The organism is Embleya sp. NPDC127516, from assembly GCF_044765325.1.
Taxonomy (GTDB): Bacteria; Actinomycetota; Actinomycetes; order Streptomycetales; family Streptomycetaceae; genus Embleya.
In genome coordinates, this window is record NZ_JBIWJT010000022.1 from 89196 (window position 1) to 104570 (window position 15375).

Annotated in this window: 13 protein-coding genes; 4 read left to right on the top strand and 9 right to left on the bottom strand. The window is 72.3% G+C overall.

Annotation, left to right across the window (positions count from 1 at the left end; translation table 11 throughout):
• Positions 1-351: 351 nt before the first annotated feature.
• The 3 genes from glmS to ACIRL2_RS34935 form a co-directional block, all read right to left on the bottom strand.
• The gene (gene glmS, locus ACIRL2_RS34925) at positions 352-2175 is read right to left on the bottom strand and encodes a glutamine--fructose-6-phosphate transaminase (isomerizing) (protein ID WP_402237609.1); all 1824 of its coding nucleotides are present in this window, start codon (positions 2173-2175) and stop codon (positions 352-354) included.
• Positions 2176-2340: 165 nt separating this feature from the next.
• Complete coding sequence (locus ACIRL2_RS34930; protein WP_402237611.1) at positions 2341-2601, bottom strand: hypothetical protein; 261 nt, start codon at positions 2599-2601, stop codon at positions 2341-2343.
• Positions 2602-2751: 150 nt separating this feature from the next.
• Positions 2752-3615 (bottom strand): GNAT family N-acetyltransferase, encoded by an 864-nt coding sequence (locus ACIRL2_RS34935; protein WP_402237612.1) that lies wholly within the window; start codon positions 3613-3615, stop codon positions 2752-2754.
• Positions 3616-3906: 291 nt separating this feature from the next.
• Here ACIRL2_RS34935 and ACIRL2_RS34940 point away from each other — a divergent pair, with 291 nt between their 5' ends.
• Positions 3907-7467, top strand: a complete 3561-nt coding sequence (locus ACIRL2_RS34940) for an indolepyruvate ferredoxin oxidoreductase family protein (protein ID WP_402237615.1) — start codon at positions 3907-3909, stop codon at positions 7465-7467.
• An 82-nt stretch (positions 7468-7549) separates the two neighbouring features.
• On the top strand, positions 7550-8701 hold the full coding sequence (locus ACIRL2_RS34945; protein WP_402237617.1) for an acyl-CoA dehydrogenase family protein: 1152 nt from the start codon (positions 7550-7552) through the stop codon (positions 8699-8701).
• 27 nt (positions 8702-8728) lie between these two features.
• Here ACIRL2_RS34945 and ACIRL2_RS34950 read toward each other — a convergent pair whose 3' ends face one another.
• The 4 genes from ACIRL2_RS34950 to ACIRL2_RS34965 form a co-directional block, all read right to left on the bottom strand.
• Complete coding sequence (locus ACIRL2_RS34950; protein ID WP_402237620.1) at positions 8729-9550, bottom strand: SGNH/GDSL hydrolase family protein; 822 nt, start codon at positions 9548-9550, stop codon at positions 8729-8731.
• 272 nt (positions 9551-9822) lie between these two features.
• The gene (ligD, locus tag ACIRL2_RS34955; RefSeq protein WP_395859412.1) at positions 9823-10791 is read right to left on the bottom strand and encodes a non-homologous end-joining DNA ligase; all 969 of its coding nucleotides are present in this window, start codon (positions 10789-10791) and stop codon (positions 9823-9825) included.
• A gap of 180 nt (positions 10792-10971) precedes the next feature.
• Positions 10972-11739, bottom strand: a complete 768-nt coding sequence (locus ACIRL2_RS34960; RefSeq protein ID WP_395859413.1) for a thioesterase II family protein — start codon at positions 11737-11739, stop codon at positions 10972-10974.
• Positions 11740-11795: 56 nt separating this feature from the next.
• Positions 11796-12578 carry a BTAD domain-containing putative transcriptional regulator gene (locus tag ACIRL2_RS34965; RefSeq protein WP_395859414.1) on the bottom strand — a complete coding sequence of 261 codons (783 nt, stop codon included), beginning with the start codon at positions 12576-12578 and terminating at the stop codon, positions 11796-11798.
• Between the two features lie 198 nt (positions 12579-12776).
• Here ACIRL2_RS34965 and ACIRL2_RS34970 point away from each other — a divergent pair, with 198 nt between their 5' ends.
• Together ACIRL2_RS34970 and ACIRL2_RS34975 are read left to right on the top strand one after the other, a co-directional pair.
• Positions 12777-13667 (top strand): metallophosphoesterase, encoded by an 891-nt coding sequence (locus ACIRL2_RS34970; protein ID WP_395859415.1) that lies wholly within the window; start codon positions 12777-12779, stop codon positions 13665-13667.
• The gene (locus ACIRL2_RS34975; RefSeq protein ID WP_395859416.1) at positions 13664-14335 is read left to right on the top strand and encodes a 4'-phosphopantetheinyl transferase; all 672 of its coding nucleotides are present in this window, start codon (positions 13664-13666) and stop codon (positions 14333-14335) included. Before ACIRL2_RS34970 ends, ACIRL2_RS34975 begins: the two co-directional genes overlap by 4 nt.
• 74 nt (positions 14336-14409) lie before the next feature.
• On the opposite strand, the gene ACIRL2_RS34980 is transcribed toward ACIRL2_RS34975, so the two are convergent.
• On the bottom strand, positions 14410-14895 hold the full coding sequence (locus ACIRL2_RS34980) for a nuclear transport factor 2 family protein (protein WP_395859417.1): 486 nt from the start codon (positions 14893-14895) through the stop codon (positions 14410-14412).
• Positions 14892-15356 carry a nuclear transport factor 2 family protein gene (locus ACIRL2_RS34985; RefSeq protein ID WP_395859418.1) on the bottom strand — a complete coding sequence of 155 codons (465 nt, stop codon included), beginning with the start codon at positions 15354-15356 and terminating at the stop codon, positions 14892-14894. Before ACIRL2_RS34985 ends, ACIRL2_RS34980 begins: the two co-directional genes overlap by 4 nt.
• Positions 15357-15375: the final 19 nt, after the last annotated feature.

Below are 15375 nucleotides of genomic sequence, written 5' to 3' on the forward strand. Positions count from 1 at the left end.
TTCGATCGGCAGAGTGCGCCTCGGGCGGGCGACGGGGTGGGCGCGGATCGCGTCCGAGGCGGGCTCGGGCCGGGTGGGATGGGTGGAGCCGTTGGGGCCGCGAGGGTAGGGAGGGTGGGGGCGGTGTCCACACCCGAGACTCCCCCGCCGCGGGCCGGCCTGCCCACCGCAGGTCGTCTCTCCGGGTGATCCGGACGGCCCCCCGATCGGTCGCCGGCGTGCGTTTGCGGGTCGCCGTACTGCCGTACCGGTGTCGTGGGGCCGGAGCAGGCAGGCCCGGACATGCGTCCGGCCCGCTCGGGGATGCCGAGCGGGCCGGGTGGGCAACGGGGGACGGGTGGACCGAGTGGCCTACTCGACCGTGACGGACTTGGCGAGGTTGCGGGGGCGGTCGATGTCCTCACCGAGGGCTCGGGCCGCGTGGTAGGCCAGCAGTTGAGTGGGGATCGTCAGCAGGATCGGGTCGAGTTCGGGTTCGTTGCGCGGGATGTCGATCCGGTCGGCTTCGAGGCCGCCGAGGTCCACTCCCGGGTGGGTGATCACGGTCAGCCGGCCGCCGCGCGCGCGGATCTCGTGTGCCGCCGCGAGATTGCGGCCGACCAGGCCGTCGTCCGGGATGATCGCCACCGTCGGCAGGTCGGCGTCGATCAGCGCGAGCGGACCGTGCTTGAGCTCGCTGCTCGGGTACGCCTCGGCGTGCCGGTAGGTGATCTCCTTGAACTTCTGCGCCGCCTCCCGCGCGACCGGGAAGCCCCGCACCCGGCCGATGAAGAACAGGCTGCGCGCGTGCGCGAGCCGCCGCCCCGCTTCGGCGATGGTCTGCTCGTCGGCCAGGATCTCGGCGATCTGGCCGGGCAGCGCCTGAAGGCCGGCCAGGATCCGCGCGCCGTCCACGTGCGACAGGTCGTGCACCCGACCGAGCGCCAGCGCCAACAGCGCGAAGCCCACCGACATGTGGGTCAGCGCCTTGGTCGAGGCCACCGAGACCTCGGGCCCCGCGTGCAGGTAGATGCCGCCGTCGCACTGCCGCGCGATGGACGAGCCGACCACGTTGACCAGGCCGACCACCCGACCACCCTTGCGCTGGATCTCGCGCACCGCGAACAACGTGTCGGCGGTCTCGCCGGACTGGCTGACCGCGACGTACAGCGTGTCCGGCTCGATCACCGGATTGCGGTAGCGGAACTCCGAGGCCGGTTCGGCGTCGGCGGGCACCCGGGCCAGGTCCTCGATCAGCCCGGCGCCCAACTGGCCCACGTAGTAGGCCGATCCGCACCCGAGCACCTTGACCCGACGGAACCCGCGCAGTTCGCGCAACTCCATCCGCAGTCCGTCCAGCCGGGCCGAGCCGAACCGGTCGTCGAGCCGCCCGCCCAGCATGCGCTCCACGGAGGAGGGCTGTTCGTGGATCTCCTTGTGCATGAAGTGCTCGTGGCCCGCGAGTTCGAGTTCCTCGACGGTGAGCTCGACCGTGGTGGGCGTCTTGGCGACGTCCTCGTGCTCACGGGTGAAGGTGCGGAAGCCGGTCGCGGTGACGCTCGCCAACTCGCCGTCCTCCAGGTGCACGACCGAACTGGTGTGCCGGACCAGGGCCGCGGCGTCGCTCGCGACGAACATCTCCCGCTCGCCGACCCCGATCACCAGCGGCGAGCCGTTCCGGGCCACCACGATCCGGTCCGGGGTCGCCGCGTCCACGACGGCGATCGCGTACGTCCCGGTCACCTGCGCGAGCGCGGCCACCACGGCCGCCTCCAGGGTGTCCTCGTTCGCCCGGGCGATCAGGTGCGCCAGCGCCTCGGTGTCGGTGTCGGAGGCCAGTTCGACCCCCTCCGCGGTGAGTCGGGCCCGCAACGCCGCCGCGTTGTCGATGATCCCGTTGTGCACGACCTGGATCCGGCCGTCCGCCGAAGCGTGCGGATGCGCGTTGGTCTCCGAGGGCACGCCGTGGGTGGCCCAGCGGGTGTGTCCGATGCCGACCCGGCCCGAGGTCTTGGCCGGCACGGCGGCCGCGAGCGCGTGGACGCGGCCCACCCGACGCACCACCTTGGCCGCGCCGCGCGCGCCCAGCACCGCGATGCCGGCCGAGTCGTAGCCTCGGTACTCCAGCCGGGCGAGTCCTTCGAGCAGGATGGGGGCGGCCTGCTGCGCGCCGATGTAGCCCACGATTCCGCACATGCTGCTGCGCTCCTTGCTCTTGGCAGGTCGGTCCGTTCGGCCGCGCCGGGCGGTCGAAGGGTCGGAGGTCGGTCCGTCGGGCACGTCGCGGGTCGCCGGCGAACGGGTCGGCCGAAGCGACCCGGTCGAGCCGGGGAACCCGGTCGGCCGGCGGAACCCGTCGGCTCAGCCGTAGATGACGCGCCGCAGTTGACGCTCGGTCAACTCGGGTGGCGCGACGAGGCGATCGGCGAGTTCGGCGGCGATCAGGCGGTAGATCTGCGCGTTGCGCTTGCCGTAGACCTTGTGGTGCCGATGCCGGCGCCGGACGTAGTCCTCGACCGGCTCGCGGTACCAGGCCAGCACGTCGTCGACGATCCGCGCCGCCTCCGAAGGAGAGAGCCCTGTCGTCGCCGCGATGCGCTCCACCAATTCGCCGTCAGCCACCCTCCGATCCTGGACCCGACCCGCCCGGACGGCAAGAATCTGCCCGAATTCGGGCAGATCCCGCCTCTGCGGCGGGCGAGAGCGCGCTCTCGACACCCGAACCGGTACGCCCTCGCCGGTCGACCCGTCGCGCGCGGGGGCGTGGCCTGGTCACTCCTGCCGCGAGCGCGACACCACATAACCCGCGTCCCGGTCGAAGCTCAGCACCGTGGCTCCGTGGTCGAGGAGCACGCCCAGGGTGTCCCGCAGGGCTGTGCGCCAGGCTCGGGACGTGGTCGGGTCGGTGCGGCGGAGGGATTCGATGTCCGGGGGGACCGCGATCAGTACCGTCTCGGCGTTCGTGCCGGTCGGAGCCGGTCGGCCGGCCCGTGTCGTCAGGGCCGACTCGGCGTTCGGGGGCGGCGGGGGCGGGGTCCAGTCGTGGCGCACGGCCGCTCGTACCCTCGGATCGTTCAGCTCCCAGGACACCAGGAGCCGGTCGCTCTCGTCACCGCTGTTGACGGTGTCCATCATGTCGCCGTAGAAGTCCGGCAGGTAGGACACCGGACGCGCGCCCAGCTTGGTCACGTTGAAGTGGGCGTTGCGACGGATCAGCGGGTCGTAGGTCCAGGTGATCCGGCGCAGCCCGCGCGCGAGGGCCCAGCCGCGCTGGTGCGTCTTGAGCGCGAAGCCCGCACCGCTCCCGGCCAGCGCGCCGGTGACGTGCGAGTGCAGCGTCTCGCCGATCGGCGCGCCCAGGAAGGCGACCGCCGCACCGACCATTCGACCGCCCCGATACGCCCCGGCTACGTAGTTCCCGGCGTACGTAAGCGCCCGCATCAACTCGACGGTCACCGGGAGGCCCTGCCCCGGCACGGCCGGCCAGATCCCGCCGTACAGGTGCTCGACGTCGCGAAACTCGTCGATCTCGCGCAGTTCGCGCACGTCCGGCTCGCCCACGTCCGGCTCGCCCACTCCCGGTGCACGCCCTCCCGGCTCGCGCACGCCCGGTTCACGCGCCTGCGAATCACCCATTCCAGCCGCACCGCCCCTCATCCCACATCTCGTCGTGTTTCGTCGTGCCCCTGGTGTGTTCGGCTACCCCTGGACGGCACCGCGCGAACGACCCGGGTCCCCTCCCGACCCCTTCGGTGACGCGCTTCACACGCAAACAATTCGACCGACCGATCACCGCTCGGCAAGATCTTTGCGTCTTCTGCCCCAAATCTCGCAAGGTACTTGCGTCCTGGAGGCGCCATTGGTGTGCTTATCGCACCCCACCCCACCCCCAGCCGCCCCACCCATCCGGCTACGACGGAGGCTTCCGTGCGCACAGATCAGGCTTCGCCTTCGCTTCCGGTCCCGGTGGCGCAGGACGCGCCCACGTCCTTCCCGGATGTCTCCCTCGACGACAAGTACACCGCCGAGCAGGGCCGGGTGCTGATCTCGGGTGTGCAGGCGCTGATCCGACTGACCCTGGAGCAGCGCCGTCTGGACATCGCGCGCGGCCTGGACACCCGGGTCTTCGTCAGCGGTTACCAGGGTTCGCCGCTGGGTGGCGTGGACCTGGAGATGGGTCGCGCCAAGCGCTGGCTGGACCCGGCCGGCGTGGTGTTCCAGGCGGGGTTGAACGAGGAACTGGCCGCGACCGCGGTCGCCGGGACGCAGCTCGTCGACCAGACCCCGGGCGCCCGGTACGCCGGCGTGACCGGATTCTGGTACGGCAAGAACCCGGGCCTGGACCGGGCCGCGGACGCGATCCGGCACGCGACGATGGCCGGTACCGCCCCGCTCGGCGGCGCCGTCGCGTGGATCGGCGACGACCCGGGCAGCAAGTCGTCGACGGTGCCCAGCTCTTGCGAGCCGATGATGGAAAGCCTGTCGATGCCGCTGCTCGCACCCGGCACGGTCGGCGAGATCGTCGAGTTCGGCCTGCACGCGGTGGCCATGTCCCGCGCGTGCGGCCTGTGGACCGGCCTGAAGATCGTCGCCGACATCGCCGACGCGTCGACCACGGTGGACGTGTCCGCGTGGGGCAAGGGCATCCCGGTCCCGGCGGCGACCAAGCGCGGCACGCTGCCCACCCTGGTCGGCCCGGCCGCGCTCGACGCCGAGCACGACCTGATCACCCGTCGGCTCGACCTGGCCCGCGCCTACGCCCGGGAGCACCGGCTCAACCGGATCGAGCGGGACGCCCCCGACGCCCGCCTCGGCATCCTCGCCGCGGGCGTGTCGTTCTCGGTGGTCCGCCGCGCGCTCGCCGACCTCGGCCTGGACGGGGACGACACACTCGGCGTCCGGCTGATCCGGATCGGCATGCCGTTCCCGCTGGACGACGCCGAACTGGCCGAACTCACCGACGGCCTGGACGAGGTGCTGGTCGTCGAGGACAAGGTGCCGTTCCTGGAGGCCCGCCTCAAGGAGGCGCTGTACCGTCGCCCGGACGCGCCGCGCATCGTCGGTCGCCGGGACGACACCGGTCGCCCGCTGCTCACCGCGCGTGGCACGCTCGGCGCGGACGACGTGGCCCGGGCCATCGCCGCGCGCATCGGCGTCGAGCGGCTGCCCGCGTCCGCGACCGCGTACCTGGCCACCCTCGCCCCCCGGCGCCCGTCGCGGATCGCGCTGCCGATGTTGGCCTCGCGCACCCCGTACTTTTGTTCCGGTTGTCCGCACAACGCCTCCACCCGCACCGCCGACGACACCCTGGTCGGCGTCGGCATCGGCTGCCACGTGATGATCGCGCTGGACGGCAAGGGCCGAGGGCATCAGCTCGGGCTGACCCAGATGGGCGGCGAGGGCGCGCAGTGGATCGGCCTGATGCCGTTCACCGACGACAAGCACTTCGTGCAGAACCTCGGCGACGGCACCTTCCACCACTCCGGGTCGCTGGCGATCCGGGCCGCCGTCGCGGCCGGCGCCAAGATGACCTACAAGCTGCTGTACAACGACGCGGTCGCGATGACCGGCGGCCAGAAGGCCGAAGGGCGGCTGGACGTACCGGCGTTGACCCGCTGGCTCGCGGTCGAGGGGGTGCGCCGGGTGGTGGTCACCACCGACGACCCGCGCGGCTACCGCGGAGTTCGGCTCGACCCGATCGCCACTGTCCGCCACCGTGACGAACTCTCCGATGTCGAGCGTGAGTTGGCCGCCCTCGATGGCGTCACTGTGCTGATCCACGACGACCGGTGCGCGGCCGAGGAGCGCCGGCTGCGCAAGCGTGGGCAGTTGCCGACCCCGGCCGAGAAGGTGGTCGTCAACGAGCGGGTGTGCGAGGGCTGCGGCGACTGCGGGGACAAGTCCTCGTGCCTGTCGGTGCAGCCGGTGGACACCGAGTTCGGCCGCAAGACGCACATCCACCAGGGCTCGTGCAACTCGGACTTCAGTTGCCTGAACGGCGACTGCCCGTCCTTCCTGCTGGTCGAGCCGGGCACCCGCAAGGCCCGGAGCATACCTGCCCTGCCGCTGGAACCGGCGCTGCCCGCGCGTCGGGTCACCGACGCCGACCTGCTGGTGCGGATGCCCGGGATCGGTGGCACCGGCGTGGTGACCGTGTCCTCGATCCTGCAGATGGCAGCCCACCTGGACGGGCTGTACGCGGCCGGCCTCGAGCAGACCGGCCTGGCCCAGAAGGGCGGCCCGGTGGTGTCCGACCTGCGCATCTCGAACCGGCCGATCGACGGCGCGCTGCGCGCCTCGCGGGCCGGCGCGGACGTGCTGATCGGCTTCGACCTGCTCGGCACGGCGGCCGCGAGCAACCTGGCCACCGCCGACCCGGAGCGCACCGTCGCCGTGGTCAACACCGCGATCGTGCCGACCGCCGCGATGGTCACCAACCAGATCGCGCTGCCCGGTTCACCGACCGAGACGCTGGAGCGCATCGACGCGGCGACCAGGCGCGCCGAGAACCTGTACCTGGACGCGCTGGGCCTGTCCGAGGCGCTGTTCGCCGACCACATGCCGGCCAACATGATCCTGATCGGCGCCGCGTTCCAGCACGGCTGCCTGCCGCTGAGCGCGAGTGCGATCGAGCGGGCGATCACCCTCAACGGCGCGGCCGTGGACAAGAACCTGGCGGCGTTCCGCTGGGGTCGGGCGATGGCCGTGGACCCGGCCGCGGTACTGGCCGCCGCCGTCGAGGCGCCGCCGCGCGCGGTGGTCGAGGTCGACGCGGCCTCGGCCGCGCTGGCCGACGGCTCGGGCGGCGAGGCCGAGCTGCGCGAGGTGCTGGGCACCCGGATCGCCGACCTGACGGGCTACCAGGACGCGGCCTACGCCCGCCGGTACGCCGACGACGTGCGCGCGGTCCGGACCCTGGCGATCGAGCGGGCCGGCGCGCCGGCGGGTGAGCGCGTCGCGGTGGCGTACGCGCGGGCACTGCACCACCTGATGGCCTACAAGGACGAGTACGAGGTGGCCCGCCTGCACCTGGACCCGGTCGAACAGGCCCGTCGGGACGCCGAGTTCGGCCCGGACGCGGCGGTCTCGGTGCTGCTGCACCCGCCGGTGCTGCGCTACCTGGGGATGAAGCGCAAGATCCGGCTGCGCCGCACGGCGGTGCCGGCCTTCCGGGCCCTGCGCGCCGCGCGCGGCCTGCGCGGGACCCGCCTGGACGTGTTCGGCTACGCCGAGGTGCGTCGGGTCGAGCGCGAACTGGTGCCGCAGTACCGGAACCTGGTCCGGGCCGCGCTGCGCGAGCTGTCCGCCGCCAACGTGGACGCGGTGGTGGCGCTGGTCGCGCTGCCCGAGTCGATCCGCGGCTACGAGGAGATCAAGCTCGCCCGGGTCGCCGAGTACCGCACGGCGGCGCGCACCGCGCTGGCCGAACTGACCGCGCCCGCCCCGGTCGACAGGGCCGCCGACCCCGCGCTCGTCTGGGCCGGCTGAACCGCTTCCCGCCTCGGCCGGCCCCTCGGGGCCGGCCTTCCCTCCCCCGACACCCCCGACACCCTCGACTTCCGGAGCAGCCGTGACCGTCGACCGCCTCCTGCCCACTCGGGACGCCGAGGACCTGCTCGATCTCACCCGTACCGTCGCGGATCGCGAGCTGGCACCCATCGCCGCGCGCTACGAACGTGACGAGACCTACCCCGAGGGGTTGTTCGGCATCCTGGGCGAGGTGGGCCTGCTGGGTCTGCCGTACGCCGAGGAGGACGGCGGCAGCGGCCAGCCCTACGAGGTCTACCTCCAGGTCCTGGAGGAACTGGCCGCGCGCTGGGCGGCGGTGGCGGTCGCCACCAGCGTGCACACGCTGGCCTGCTTCCCGGTGGCCACCTACGGCACGCCCGAGCAGCGCGAGCGGTGGTTGCCGCGGATGCTGGAGGGCCGGTTGATCGGCGGGTACAGCCTGTCCGAACCGCACGCGGGCTCGGACGCGGCCGCGATCGTCTGCAAGGCGCGCCCGGTCGCCGACGGGTATCGGATCAACGGCACCAAGGCGTGGATCACGCACGGCGGAAAGGCTGACTTCTACGCTCTGTTCGCCCGGACCGGCGAGGGCAGTCGGGGCATCTCGTGCTTCCTGGCGCCGGGCGCGGCCGAGGGGCTGGAATTCGGTCGGCCCGAGGAGAAGATGGGCCTGAACGCGGTGCCCACGACCAACGCGTTCTGGGACGGCGCGATCCTGGGCCGGGACCGCCTGATCGGGGCCGAGGGCCAGGGGTTGGCGATCGCGTTGAGCGCGCTGGACTCGGGCCGGTTGGGCATCGCTGCGTGCGCGACGGGATTGGCCCAGGCCGCGTTGGACGCGGCGGTCGAGTACGCCAACGAACGCACCACGTTCGGCCGTCGGATCGTCGACCACCAGGGTCTGGGCTTCCTGCTCGCCGACATGGCCGCCGCCGTCGACTCCGCACGCGCGACCTACCTGGACGCGGCCCGCCGCCGCGACCTGGGCCGTCCGTACAGTCGCCAGGCCAGCGTCGCGAAGCTGGTCGCCACCGACGCGGCGATGAAGGTCACCACGGACGCGGTCCAGGTGTTCGGCGGATGCGGCTACACCCGCGAGTTCCCGGTCGAGCGCTACATGCGCGAGGCCAAGATCATGCAGATCTTCGAGGGCACCAACCAGATCCAACGCATGGTCATCGCCCGGCAGTTCGCCCGGGCCGCGAAGGAGTAGGCCGATGCCCGCGAAGAACGCGGCGCGCTAGGGGCGCGCTCCGACGGTCGCCCCGACGGTGGCCTGGAGTGCGGGCAGGTAGCCCTGGCTCTGGCCCGCGCCGTTGGGGTGGTAGGACTCGTCGATGGGCAGCTTGATGCCGTTGATCCAGGGGTTCGAGCCGCATACGCCGTGTCCGGCGAAGCGGTTGCGCACGTCGGCGTAGTCGGCGTTCGCCGCACCGGCCCGCCCTCGGGTGATGTCGGCCAGGGTGTCGGCGGCCTGGTTGAGGATGGTGCGCTTGTAGGTGCTCATGCCCAGGAAGCACCCGCCGAGTTCGAACAGGCGCGGGTAACCGAGCACGACCAGCCGCGCGTTGGGCGCGCGGTTGCGGATCTGCGCGTACGTGGCGTCCAGGTCGGCGGGGAGCTTCGTCGTCGCGTAGGTCTTCGCCTTGTCCACGGCGACCGAGCAGTCGTTTTCCGAGCCCAGCACGCAGGACTTGACGGTGTCGACGAACCCGGCGTCGTTGCCGCCGATGCTGATGGTCACCAGGGTGGTCGCGGAGTTCAGCACGGACAGTTGGCCCGCGCGGACGTCGGCGGTCTTGGCGCCGGAGCAGGCGACGAAGGCGAAGCCGCCGCCCGGGTGGCTGTTGTTCCACAGGGCCGGGTAGGAGTTGGCGCTGCGCTTGCAGGCGCCGCTGTCGGGCAGGTAGTTGCCCGCGCCGACACCGGCGCTGTACGAGTCGCCCAGGGCCGCGTAGTTCGACGCGGAGGCGGCATGGGCGGTCGGCGTGACGAATGCGGTCCCGGCGGCGACGGTGACGGCCACGACCGTCGCGGACAGGGTGCGAGGCAGCGAGAGCACGAGTGGACTCCTCGGCGGACGTGGGGACGTCGGCGGAGGCATCGACGGAAGTTGCGCTGTCCGAACCCGATGACCCGTCGGGATGCCGAGCCGGAACGCCCGTTCGCGGTCCGGATCTTCCGCAGTCGTCGCCCTTGGTGCTCGGATGGGGTCCCTCATCGTCCCGTGCCGAAATCACCCCTGCATAGGCGGATTTCGGCCCCGACCGCCGACCCCGGCAATGTTCACCGGCCGGCCGCTCGGCGTTCTCGCGGGAATATCCAAGCCGCGCCTCAGCGACGGGTCAGGTCCGGGCGCAGCCGTTGCCAGGTCGGGTGGCGGAGTCGGCCGGCGGTGGTCCAGCCGGAGACGGTGACCTCGGCGACCAGGCGGGGTTCGACCCACTGCGCGCCGGGGATGTCGGCGAATCCGGCGAAGGGCGAGTCGGCACGGGTCAACGCGCCCAGGTATTCCCCGAGTTCGCCGCGCTCGGCGGCGGTCAGACCGTCCTCCACCGTGCCGACGAAGCGCAGCCCGTCCGGTGCGTCGACGCCCACGAGCAGGCTGCCCGGGAGGCCGCGCAGGTCGCCTCGGCCCTCGACCCAGCCGCCGATGACCACGTCGTGCGTCTCGATGTGCTTGGCCTTGATCCAGTCCGGGGAGCGGCGCCCGGGCTGGTAGTCCGAGGCCAGCCGTTTGCCCACGATGCCCTCGTACCCGTGGTGCAGGCTCGTCGCCCACGCGTGCTGCACGTCGCCCTCGCTCCATTCGGGCGTGGACCACCGGGGGCCGGCCAGGTCCAGGCTCTCCAGGAGCATCCGGCGCTCGCGGTACGGGGTGGGCAGCAGCGAGCGGCCGTCCAGGTACATCACGTCGAAGAGCATCAGGTGCACCGGCGCGTCCATGGTCAGCCGGGCCACCTTGCGCGGGTTCACCACGCCCATCCGCCGTCGGAGCAGTTCGAGGTCGGGGCGCCCGCGATCGTCGAGCACCACGATCTCGCCATCGAGCACGGCCTGCCGCTGTCCGTGCTGCTCGCCGAGGCCGGCCAGCTCGGGATAGGTGCGGGTGACGTCCTCGCCCTCGCTCGAGACCAGCCGTACGGTCCGGTCCCCCGCGCAGTACGCCACCGTGCGGGCGCCGTCCCAGTTGACCTCGAAGCCCCAGTCGAGGTCGTAGCCCGCCCCGGGCAGCGGCGCGGCGGTGGCCAGCATCGGCTGAATCTCGGGCAGTACGGCGTGAACTTGATCCTGACCGGCCATGCCTCGATCATCGGCGGGCCGCATCGCCGCCGCCGGCGGAGCGTGCACCGTGTTTCGTACACGCGTTCGATCCGGCGCTCGCCGGCCCCCGTGTCCCGGACCGGTACGCCGGTCGAGACCGGGAGCCATTCGAGCGAGCGCCTCGGGCGGCGGTCCGCCGACGGGGGCACTCCGGGTCGCTCAGGCCCGGGAGCGGCCCGTCACCGCCGCGACCGCGGCGGCGATGCGCGCGGTGACCTCAGCCTGGTGATCGGTCAGGTAGAAGTGACCTCCGGAAAAGGTGTGCAGGGCGAATGTGCCGATCGTGTGTTCGCGCCAGGACATCGCCTCGTCGAGGGTGACCTTCGGGTCGCTGTCTCCGATCAGCACCGTGATCGGGCACTCCAGCGGGTTCGCGGAAGCGCACTTGTACGTCTCGATCGCGCGGTAGTCGGCGCGCAGTGCGGGCAGCACCATGCGCAGCACCTCCTCGTCCGCCAGGATGCTCGCGTCCGTGCCGCTCATCGAGCGCAGTTCGGCGGCCAGCCCCGCGTCGTCCAGGAGGTGGAGCCGCTCGTCGCGCCCCCGGTCCGGGGCCCGGCGGCCGGAGGCGATCAGCGCGGCGGGCGGCACCCGCAACCGGCGGGCCACCTCGTAGCCGAGGATCGCGCCCATGCTGTGGCCGAACAGGATCAGCGGACTCCGCTCGTCCAGCCACGGATCCAGGGCCTCGGTGATCCGGTCCGCCAGGGTGTCGATGTCGTCGATGAGCGGTTCGGCGCGCCGATCCTGGCGCCCCGGGTACTGCACGCCGAGCACCTCGGCCCGACCCTCGAGCGCCGCCGACAGCGGAAACCAGAAGCTCGCCGATCCACCCGCGTGCGGCAGGGCGACCAGGCGCGGCAGCGGTTTCGCGGCCGGATGGAATCGGCGGATCCAGGCATCCGAGACGGCGGAGGCGGTAGTCATGTGACGGGTTCCTTCCCGATCGTCGCTGTTGATCATCGCTGCACGGTGCCGGCCGGCTACCCGGCGAGCGAGTCGGTCCGCGTGCCCCGCGGCTCCACCCCGGTGAGCACGGCGTGCTGTACCTCGCGCAACGCCCGGGACGGCTCCAGGCCCAGGACCTCGCGCAGCGCTCCCCGCGTGCCCTGGTACACCGCGAGCGCGTCGCCGCGCCGGCCGCAGTGGTTGAGCGCGACCATCAGGTGCCGGGCGAAGTTCTCGTGCAGCGGATACTCGGCGGTCAGCGCGTACAGCCGCGCGACGCTCTCCCGATAGCGGCCGAGCGCGAGGTTGGCCTCGATCAGCATTTCCAGGCACTCCAGCCGGGACGCGTCCAGCCGCGCGGCGTGCGCGCGCACGATCGGCCCCTGGGCGACGCCCGCGTACGCGGGCCCCCGCCACAGGTCGAGCGCGCTCGTGAAGGTCTCCGCCGCCTCGTGCCGCCGCCCGGCGCACAGTCCCGCCCGGCCTCGGTCGACCAGGCCGTGGAACGCGTCCGCGTCCAGCCGGTCCGGTCCCGCGTGCAGCACGTAGCCGCCCGCGCAGGTGGCCAACGGGCCGTGCCGCGCGGGCCCCTGGGCGCCGAGCATCGCCCGCAGCCGGGAAACGTACACGTGCACCGTGGACTTGGCCCGCTGCGGTCCGGCGTCGGGCCAGATCTCGGCCACGATCTGCTCGACGGTCAGCAATTGGCCCCGCCGCGCGAGCAGGGCGGCCAGGAGGGTCTCCGGCTTGGGCGCCGCGATCGTGCGCGGCTCATGGCCGTCGACGATCCGCACGGGGCCGAGAATCTCGTACCGCAACGGCTCTTCCCTCTCTTTGACGGTCGGGTCTTGCGCTCTCCGGCGGTCCGGTCTTGCTTCCTGACGACGGTGACATACGCCGGGCGTGTGGCGTACCCCTGACCGACCCCTACGCGACCTTGCGCGGGACTTGCGTGCGGGTCGGACCACGCCGTGTCGGCCTTCCCAGCGCACCGCGAACCCGCTTATGGTCGATCGATGAGCACTGCCCGTTTGCCCGAGCGCGCGCTGTACGCAGTCAGCGACCTGCATTCCGCGATCCCGTCCAACCGCGTACTCGTCGAGGGCATCCGGCCCGGAACCGACGAGGACTGGATCCTGGTCGCGGGTGACGTGGCCGAGCACATCGAGGAGACCCAAGCGACCCTTCGGCTGCTCGCCGAGCGTTTCGCGCGCGTGGTGTGGGTCCCGGGAAACCACGAGTTGTGGTCCACACCGGATGATCCGGTGCAACTGCGCGGCGAGCGGCGCTACCGCCATCTGGTGGCGATGTGCCGGGAGTTGGGCGTGCTCACCCCCGAGGACCCGTTCCCGGTCTGGGACGGTCCGGGCGGTCGGGTCACCGTGGCACCGTTGTTCGTGCTCTACGACTACACCTGGCGCCCGCCCGGCACGACCACACAGCAGGAGGCGCTGGACGCCGCGTACGCCGCGGGCGTGGTGTGCAGCGACGAGTTCATGCTGCACCCCGACCCCTATCCGACCCGAGGCGAGTGGTGCCGGGCCCGGGTGGCGTACAGCGAGGGCCGACTCGCGGCGGCGGCCGATCCGGACGCGCCGCTGTTGCTGGTCAATCACTTCCCGCTGGTCCGGCAGCCCACGGACGTGTTGTGGTACCCGGAGTTCGCGCAGTGGTGCGGCACCGACCTCACCGCCGACTGGCATCGCCGCTTCCCGACCGCCGCCGTCGTCTACGGCCACCTGCACATCCCGCGCACCACGTGGTACGACGGGGTGCGCTTCGAGGAGGTCTCGCTCGGCTATCCGCGCGAGCGCAAGAACGGGCTGCGCCGGCCGATCCCGCGCCGGATCGTGCCCGCCGAGACCGCCGACACCTCCCGTACGGACCAACAGGCGGGCGCCCGATGACCGCCGCGCGTCCCGTCGACCGGACGCTGATCGCCCGCGTGCTGCCGCCCGAGGTGTTCGCCGAGGAGTCCTTCGACGACCCCGACGGGCCGCCGCTGTTCCCGGCCGAGGAGGCGCTGCTCGCCAAGGCGGTGGACAAGCGCCGCCGCGAGTTCACCACCGTACGGCGCTGCGCTCGCCGCGCGTTGGCCCGGATGGGTGTCCCCGCCGCACCGCTGCTGCCGGGGTTGCGCGGCGCGCCCGGGTGGCCGGCGGGCGTGGTCGGCAGCATGACGCACTGCGCCGGGTACCGTGCCGCGGCCGTCGCCGATCGGGCCGTGCTGCTCACCCTGGGCATCGACGCCGAACCGGCACTGCCGCTGCCCGAGGGGGTGTTGACGACCGTCTCGTCCGAGACCGAGCGCAAGCACCTGCTCGACCTGGCCGCCGCTCGACCCGAGATCGCCTGGGATCGGCTGTTGTTCAGCGCCAAGGAGTCGGTCTACAAGGCGTGGTTCCCGCTCACCGAACGGTGGTTGGACTTCGCCGAGGCCGAGGTCGAGTTCGATCCGGTGGCCGGCACGTTCGCCGCCCGGCTGTTGATCGAGGACCGACCGCTGGACGGGTTCGCCGGTCGCTGGCAGGTCGACGCGGGCATCGCACTGACCACGATCGCGGTGGCCCGCTAGGGCCTGTCCGCAGTCCCCCACCGCGTTCCACGGATCGGGGCGGGCCGTCGGCCGCGCCCCGATCCGCGCGTTTCTCACTCCCGGGCGAAGCGCACCACGTTGTCCGCCGTGGGCCGCCACGCCCGGGCGAACTCCTCCGGCAGGTCGATCCGGTCCAGGATCGGATGCCGGGGCACCGAGACCCGGTACTTGATCCGCCAGCCCCGCGGCGTGCGTTCGAGGATGTCGTAGTAGTCCCCGCCGTGCACCTCGCCGTCGGTCAGCGTGGCGATGTACCGGCTGCGGGCCCGCACCGTGCCGCCCGCGTCCACCAACAGCACCGTGTCCAGCGTCTGGTGGTCGGGTGTGTCCGGGCTGCGTCGACCGGTGAACTGCCGGGCCGAGGCCAGGCCGTCGATCGTGTAGCCATTGCCGATGGTGTTCTCGATCACCGCGTCGTCGGTGAACACCCGGTCCAGCTCGCCGATGTCGTCGTTGTCGAAGACGTGCGCGAACAGCGCGAGGGTGTCGTGGATGCCCGCGACGTCCTCGGCGGTCAGCCTCGCCGCGCCGGCGGTCACGGTGCGACCACCTCGGAAAGCCGTACCGGAAGCGGGAATTCCGCCTTGGGCACGCCCGCGCCGGCCTGCCGGGGGGCGCGCGGCAGGCTCAGTCGGTAGGCGATCCGCCAGCCGTGTGGAGTCTCCCGCAGGATGTCCAGGAACTCGCCGCCGGTCAGCCGGCCCGCCGGGTTGATCCCGATGTACCGGCTGCGGGCCTGGACCTGCCCGTGCCCGTCCACCTCGACGGTGGTGTTGAGCGTGTGGTGGTCCGGCGTCGCCGCGCTCTTGCCCCGGGTGTACTCGGCGAACTCGGCGATGCCCCGGAAGGATCGCGGCGCGCCGACGCCGATCTCGACCACGACGTCCTCGGTGAACACGAGATCGAGCCCGGCCACGTCCCCGTTGTCGAAGACGTGCGCGAACAGCGCGAGTGTGCGGTGGATCTCGGCGAGATCCACCGGGGACAGTACCTTCGTCATGAATTTCCCAGCCTCGAAG

Bases quoted from the DNA above. Each gene is read 5' to 3' on its own strand.
- glmS (WP_402237609.1), bottom strand. From the start codon at position 2,175: ATGTGCGGAATCGTGGGCTACATCGGCGCGCAGCAGGCCGCCCCCATC.
- ACIRL2_RS34935 (WP_402237612.1), bottom strand. From the start codon at position 3,615: ATGGGTGATTCGCAGGCGCGTGAACCGGGCGTGCGCGAGCCGGGAGGG.
- ligD (WP_395859412.1), bottom strand. From the start codon at position 10,791: ATGGCCGGTCAGGATCAAGTTCACGCCGTACTGCCCGAGATTCAGCCG.
- ACIRL2_RS34960 (WP_395859413.1), bottom strand. From the start codon at position 11,739: ATGACTACCGCCTCCGCCGTCTCGGATGCCTGGATCCGCCGATTCCAT.
- ACIRL2_RS34970 (WP_395859415.1), top strand. From the start codon at position 12,777: ATGAGCACTGCCCGTTTGCCCGAGCGCGCGCTGTACGCAGTCAGCGAC.
- ACIRL2_RS34975 (WP_395859416.1), top strand. From the start codon at position 13,664: ATGACCGCCGCGCGTCCCGTCGACCGGACGCTGATCGCCCGCGTGCTG.
- ACIRL2_RS34985 (WP_395859418.1), bottom strand. From the start codon at position 15,356: ATGACGAAGGTACTGTCCCCGGTGGATCTCGCCGAGATCCACCGCACA.